Origin of the sequence: Mesorhizobium sp. BH1-1-4 (genome assembly GCF_020165665.1) — a bacterium.
Classification (GTDB): Bacteria; Pseudomonadota; Alphaproteobacteria; order Rhizobiales; family Rhizobiaceae; genus Mesorhizobium.
On sequence record NZ_JAIUIN010000004.1, the window covers coordinates 472,341 to 479,307 of the forward strand.

Genomic DNA, 6,967 nt, shown 5'->3' on the forward strand with positions numbered 1-6,967 from the left:
AGGCAGCCGCCGGTATCATCGGGAACCGTCTGGCGCAAAAGCATCTGCAAACGCACGATCATCTGGTCAGTGATCGCGGTCGTCATCGTCGTCCTTGGCGGCCTTGCCCTTGCCCTTCTTGTCGCGGGTCAGGCTGGCTATATCCTTGGCGTCGCGCAGCACGTCGGTCATGCGGCCGAGCGAGCCGCCCTCGATGCCGATCTCCTTCATCAGGTTGTCGATCATCGGCGCCTGCACCCGGTAGCGCAGCGCCGAGTCAATGACTTCGTCAGTGACATTGCGGTTGCCGCCAGTGCCACCGTTGAGGCCATCGACATGCAGGATCTTGATGCCCTCGATCTTCTCCATCGGCTTGACGCTTTCGCGGATGATGCCTTCCATGTGATCGAGCAATTTGCCACGCAAGCGACCGGCCCGCGCGCCCTCGGAAAGAATGTTCTCGGCCTCGTTGAGCTGGCGATGGCCGGCGGCGTCGACCTCGTAGCGCTGGGCCGCGGCAAGGGCGTGGATCTTCTCCGATTCCGCCGAGGCGACAGCGGCGATCTTTTGTGCTTCTGCGAGGCTCTTCGCCGCCTTCATCTCGGCATCCGCGGCTGAGACGATGCGCAGGGCGTCACGCTCGGCTTCACGCTGCGCGCCGATCAGGTCGGTGAGCTTGCGGCGCTCGGCGATCTCGCGCTCACGGGCGGTGAAGGCCTGTTCCTCGGCCTGGATGGCCTTGGCGCGAACCGCTTCGGATGCCGCGATTGCCGACGAACGCTCCTGCGTCTTCTTGGCAACGTCGATAGCCTTCTGGATTTCGGCGATCTCGATCTTCTGGTCGCGGTCGATGCCAAGCTGGCGAATGTCGCGATCCTTGATCAGACGCGCTTCCTCGATGCCGCGCTCGGTGGTGATGCGGGCGCGCTCGACCTCTTCGCCGGCCGAGATCTCGGCCTCCTCGAACGCTTGGCGCTTTGCGATCTGCAGCGCTTCGAGATGGCGCTCGCGTTCAATCCGCACCTCGTCGACGACTCGGTCCTGAGCGATCCGCGCCGTCTCGGTCGCCTGGTTCTCGACGATCTCGGCGCGGCGTTTTTCCGCTTCGGCCCTGGTCACCTCAAGCGCCTTTTCGGCGAGCGCGATCTGGCGTTCCAGTTCGGCGACTTCGAGCAGCTTCTTGCGCTCGATCTCGAGCTGGCTCTGCGTGCCTTCGCGCTCGATGCGCGCCTTCTCCAGCGACAGTTCGAGGGCGATCTGCTCGCGCTCGGTGAGCTCGCGCATCTTCATTTCGGTCTCGTCGAGCGAACGGCGGCGCGCGATCTCGCGGCGCTGCGTGTCTTCCTCGCTCTTGATGCGTTCCTCGGTGATGTTGCGCTCCTGGTTGAGCCGCGACTTCTCGACCGCTTCGCGTGACGAAAGCTGCGCCTGCTCGGATTCCTGGTCGCGCAGCGCCCGGTCGATGGCCAATTCAGAGCGTTGCGCGGCGCGGCGGATCTCGACCTCACGTTCCTGTTCGAGGCGCGCATATTCGCTGTCGCGGTCGATCTCCAGCACTTTGCGCTGGGTGTCGAGGTTCTGGTTGCGGATGTCGACCAGCGTGCGCTGCTCGATCTCATTGCGCATCCGGCGCCGCGTCTCGATCGATTCCGTCAGCTGCGTCAGGCCTTCGGCATCGAAAGCGTTGGAGGGATCGAAATATTCTAGGCTGGTCTGATCCAGGTCGACGATGGCGACGCTTTCCAGTTCAAGGCCATTGGCGGCGAGCGATTCCGAGGCGAGGCTGCGCACCTTGGCGGCATAGTCGCCGCGCAATTCGTGCATCTCTTCCAGCGTCATCTGGGCTGCGACGGTGCGCAAGGCGCCGGCGAACTTGCCTTCCAGCAATTCACGCAGGCTGTCAGGCTGCAGCGTGCGGCGGCCGAGCGTCTGGGCGGCGGCGGCGACCAGTTCGCGGCTGGCACCGACGCGCACGAAGAATTCAGCGATCAGGTCGACACGCATGCGGTTGCGGGTGATCAGCGCATGCCCGTCCTCGCGGCGCACTTCGATGCGCAGCACGTTCATGTTGACCGGGGTGATCTCGTGCAGCACCGGGATGACGAAGGCGCCGCCATTGACCACCACCTTCTCGCCCATGAAGCCGGTGCGCACGAACGCCGTCTCCTTGGTCGAGCGGCGGTAGAGCCATCGCAAGATGTAGACAGCAATCACCACGACGACCGCGGCAATGATCAGCCACAACAGGAAAGCGCCAAAGGTCTGCGCGTCCATGATCTATCCTCCCCAAGACAATACGGTCGGCGCGAGGCGACCGATTTCAAACATCCACCCGCAAGGTGGTGAAGTCCAATTCTTCATGCCCGCCTCTGCAGCTTCGGCGTGATCGCGTGGAATGCAGCGATCGCCGCGTCGACGAAAGACGCGTCGTTGATGTTGGCCCGCACGCGTTCGACATGGCGCAAAGGCGTGCGGCGAACGGTCTTCTCGATCGCCTCGAACAGAGCGTTGTCGGCTTCCGGATCGTGAAAAGGCTGTCCCGGCGCATCGAGCATCGAGACGCCGCCTTCGGGCAGCAGGAAGCGCACCGGTCCATTCATGCCGTCGAGCCGGGCGCCGATCCATTCGCCGATCGCGCGGCATTCGTCCACGGTCGTGCGCATCAGCGTGACATTCGGATTGTGGATGACGAATTTGCGGTTGCGGAACTTCTCCGGCACGCTGTCGCGCGGGCCGAAATTGACCATGTCCAGCGCACCGGTCGAGCCGACATAGGGCAATCCGGTGCGGATCGCCGCGCCAAACCGATCCTCTGTCGCCGGAAAGACGCCGCCGACGATCATGTCGGCCACTTCCGTGGTGGTCAGGTCGAGGAACGCCGACAGCAGCTTGGAATCGCCGAGGTTTTCCATGGCGCGCCCGCCGATGCCGGTGGCATGGAAGACGAGGCAGTCATAGTCGGCTTCAAGTCGCTTCGTGACAGCTTGCACCAGAGGCGTGGTGACGCCGAACATGGTGATGCCGACGGCCGGCCGCGCCAACTTTCGCTTGGCCTCCCACGCCTCGGCATTGGGCAGTTGCGCGACCATGCCTGCCATGGCGTGCGCGGCGTTGGACAGCACGGCTTCCGTGATCGAATTCAGCCCCTGCACATCGGCGACCGAATGGAACATCATGATGTCGGCGCCGCCGACATATTGGGCGACATCGCCGGCAGCCACCGTCGAAACCATCAGCTTGGGGATGCCGACAGGCAAAACCCGCATGCCAGAAGTCGCTAGCGTGGTGCCGCCGGAACCGCCGGCCGAGATGACGCCGCCGATGCGCGGCTCGCGCTCGATCCAGCGCGCGAAGGCATCCGCCATCGCGCTGACCGAGCCGCCGCGATCATTGGTGAAAACGGCCGATGATCCGCGCGGGTGCATGCCGGCGACCTGCATGGCGGGCACATCTGCACTTGTCGGCTTCCCCGATGTCGACAGATCGACGGTGCGCACAGGCAGGCCCAGCGACTTCAGCCGGTCGGCGACGAAACGCAGTTCCTTGCCCTTGGTGTCGAAGGTGCCGGCGACCAGCACGGTCCTGCCGATGCGCTCGGCAAAGGGGATGGCGAAGACCTTTTTCAGATCGTCCTGAGGTGCTGTCTTGTCGACCGCCGCCTGGCGCAGTTCGGTGACCGGCACATTCCAGCGGTTGGGCAATTCGGTGACCGGGCGATAGACACCAATCTGTGACACCGCTTCGGTCGAACCATTGGCGGTGCGGTCAACGCGATAGACTTCCGCCAATTGCTCCTTGGCTTGCGCGGCTTCCGCCGGCGTGACCTGCGCTTCCTCGGCATGGCGTCCGACACCGAGCAGCCGCTGCTGCAACTCGCGGTCGGCGGCGAGCGCCTTGGCGTCCATCAGCCGGTTGATGCGGCCGTTGACCATGATGGCGACCTGGTTCGACACGGCGGTCGCCACGCCGATGTTCTGCTCGATGACCAGCACCGCCATCTCGCCTTCGGCGGCGAGGTCGACCAGCATCTGTTCGACCTGGTCGACGATGATCGGCGCCAGCCCCTCGGTCGGCTCGTCCATGACCAGCAGTTTCGGGTCGCTGAGCAGCGCGCGCGAAATCGCCAGCATCTGCTGCTCGCCACCCGACAATTGCGAGCCGCCATTTGTCCGGCGCTCGGCCAGGCGCGGGAAAGTCTGGTAGACACGCTCGACCGTCCAACTGGCATCGCGCCTGATACCGGCGGCAAGCCGCAGATGTTCGTTGACCGTCAGGCTCGGCCAGACGCGACGGCCTTGCGGCACATAACCGACGCCGAGGCGGTGGATTTCGTGGGGCTCGAGGGACGTGATCTCGCGGCCGTCGACACGGATCGAACCGGACTTTGCCCGCTTCAGGCCGACGATGGTGTTGCACAGCGTCGACTTGCCCATGCCGTTGCGGCCGACCACCGACAGCACGCCGCTTTCCAGGGTCAGCGAAACGCCTTGCAGCGCATGGCTTTCGCCGTAGAAGACCTGCAGGTCGTCTATCCTGAGGATGGCCTTGGTCGGCTTGCCGGAGGGGGGCTGGCGCTCAGCCATGCTTGCCCCCGAGATAGATCTCCTGCACCTCGGGATCGGCCTCGATCTCCTGCGGCGTGCCTTCCTTGAACAGGCGGCCATTGTGCATCATCGACACATATTCGGAGACGCGCAGCGCCACATCGAGATCGTGCTCGATGATGATGTAACCGATGTGCTTCGGCAGTGCGTTGAGGATGGCGACCAGATCGCGGCGCTCGGTCGGCGAAAGACCGGCCGCCGGCTCGTCGAACAGGATGAAACGCGGCGCTCCGGCGAGCGCCAGCGCGATCTCCAGTTGGCGCTGCTGGCCGTGGCTCAGCGTTGCCACCAGCGTGTCGCGGAAGGCCTCGAGATGGACGGCATTGAGGATCGATTCCGCCTGCACCATATTGACGTCCGTGATGGCCGGACGCAGCAGCGAAAATCGTCGGCGCGAAACGCCACGGCAAGCGAGGAAGATGGAATCGAGGACCGACAGGCCCTTGAACAATTGCGATATCTGGTAGGTGCGACGCAGGCCGCGCCGGATACGCTCATGCGGCGGCAGGTCGGTGATGTCCTCGCCGAAAAAGCGGATGCGTCCCGCCGTCGGCAGGAAGTCGCCGGTCACGGCGTTGAACAGAGTGGTCTTGCCGGCGCCGTTGGAGCCGAGGACCGCGCGCCGTTCGCCGGCCGCGATCCTCATAGTGATGCCCGAGAGCGCCACCAGCGCCCCGAAATGCCGTGCCACGCCATCAAGCTCCAGCGCATAGGCGCCGGAGCTCTGGAGACGGTTTGCTGCGAAGCTTTCGGTCACTGGCGACTACACTCGAAGTCTTTTGTTACGGGCAGCTCGGATTGTCGCGGTTGACCGCGCCGAGCTTCATGAACTCGTCTTCGGGAATGCCGAGCGTCTGGTTGACCTGCGGCACCACCTTGACCAGCTTGTTCATGAGATTGCCGTCGGCACCTTCGGTGACTTCGGTCAGGAAGATGTCGGCGATGGCGTTGCGGTTCTTGTCGAGCGACACCTTGCCGGTCGGCGTATCGAAGGACAGCTTCGACAGCGCCTCGCGCAGCTTCTTGCCGCCGTCGGAGACATCGCCGCCGACCTGGTCGAGACCAAGCAGCGTCGCCTTCATGTCGACATAGTAGCCATGAGCGAAGAGCGAGGGCGACGGAAACGCGCCAGGCTGCTTCTTGTAGGCTTCGACGAAGGTCTTCCAGACCGGCGCGTCATTGGTGTCGGCGGTCGGGCCGGCCGAAGGCGTGCCCTTCAGCACATCCTTCAACTTGCCCTTCGAGGTCAGCACCGTCTGGTCGACGGTGATCGAGCCGCCGATCAGCGGCGCGGTGCCGCCGCCCTGCTGGTACTGGGTCAGGAAGTTGACGGCATCGGCGCCGCCGAGCGCAACATAGATCGCATCGACGTCTTCAGGGATCGCCGCGATGACCGACGAAAAATCCTTGTTGCCGATCGGCACCCAGGACTTCGACGGCACATGACCGCCGGCCTTGCAGAACTCGGCCATGAAGCCGAACACCTGCGTGTAGGGGAAGGAATAGTCCTCGGCGACGGTGGCGACCTTCTTGTAGCCCTTGTCCTTGAAGGCATAGGTGCCGAGGCCGGCCATCCACTGGGCGCCGTCGGTCGAGAAGCGGAAGAAATTCTCGGCCGGATCACGCAACGTCGTGTCCTGCGCGGCCGAGGTGCCGTTGATGAAGGTCACGTTTGGCTGCGTCTTGGCGTAATCCTTGACGGCAATGCCTTCGTCGCCCGAGAGCGGGCCGACCAGCACCTTGACGCCGTCCTGCTCGACCAGCTTGCGCGCCGCGCGCACGGCGCTGTCGGGCGAAGCGTCGGACGAGCCCTTGACGATCTCGATCTTCTTGCCGGCGACGGTGCCGTTCATCTCGGCGACCGCGGTCATGGCGCCGCGCTCGCCGTCTTCGCCGAGCACCGTGAACGGTCCCTCGAAAGTGGCGAGCAGGCCGATCTTGATGGTGTCGTCGGCAGCCAGCGCCATCGAAGGCGCGGTCAGCCCGGTGAACACCGCCAGGGCAAGCAACGTACGTCTATGTATCCTCATGATTTTCCTCCCGTTGATTTCGTTTTGCAGTGGTTCGTTCCGTCCCGGTTGCTATTGGCCGGGGCGCAAGGACTCCTGGGCAAGATGTGGCTTGATCCTCCCCCACAACCCAAGAATTCCATCTGGTGAGACGAAGACGATCACCAGGAACACCATGCCGATCAGCGTGTTGAAACGCTCGGCGCCGACGATGTCGATGGCGAAGGTCTGCATCAGGACGACGACGACCGCGCCGAGGAATGGCCCGATCGGATGGCGAAGGCCGCCGATGACGGCAATGATCAGCACGTCGATCGCGGCATCGACGCCGATGGTGCCGGGCGAGACGCGGCCGTTGAACCAGACCAGCAGCAC

Annotated in this window: 5 protein-coding genes; all 5 read right to left on the reverse strand. The window is 64.2% G+C overall.

Annotated features, from left to right (window positions below; genetic code table 11):
- Positions 1-66 precede the first annotated feature (66 nt).
- Positions 67-2,253, reverse strand: a complete 2,187-nt coding sequence (locus LB569_RS11110; RefSeq protein ID WP_224692280.1) for a flotillin family protein — start codon at positions 2,251-2,253, stop codon at positions 67-69.
- An 83-nt stretch (positions 2,254-2,336) separates the two neighbouring features.
- Positions 2,337-4,562, reverse strand: coding sequence for an ABC transporter permease (locus LB569_RS11115; protein ID WP_224692281.1), 2,226 nt, complete (start codon positions 4,560-4,562; stop codon positions 2,337-2,339).
- A complete protein-coding gene (locus LB569_RS11120; RefSeq protein WP_224692282.1) occupies positions 4,555-5,340 on the reverse strand; it encodes an ABC transporter ATP-binding protein in 786 nt (261 codons plus the stop codon). The genes LB569_RS11115 and LB569_RS11120 overlap by 8 nt, the downstream gene beginning before the upstream one ends.
- A gap of 25 nt (positions 5,341-5,365) precedes the next feature.
- Entirely contained in the window at positions 5,366-6,613 is a 1,248-nt protein-coding gene (locus LB569_RS11125) for an ABC transporter substrate-binding protein (RefSeq protein ID WP_224692283.1), read from the reverse strand.
- Between the two features lie 51 nt (positions 6,614-6,664).
- A partial coding sequence (locus LB569_RS11130) for an ABC transporter permease subunit (RefSeq protein WP_411970207.1) occupies positions 6,665-6,967 on the reverse strand: 303 nt, incomplete at its 5' end.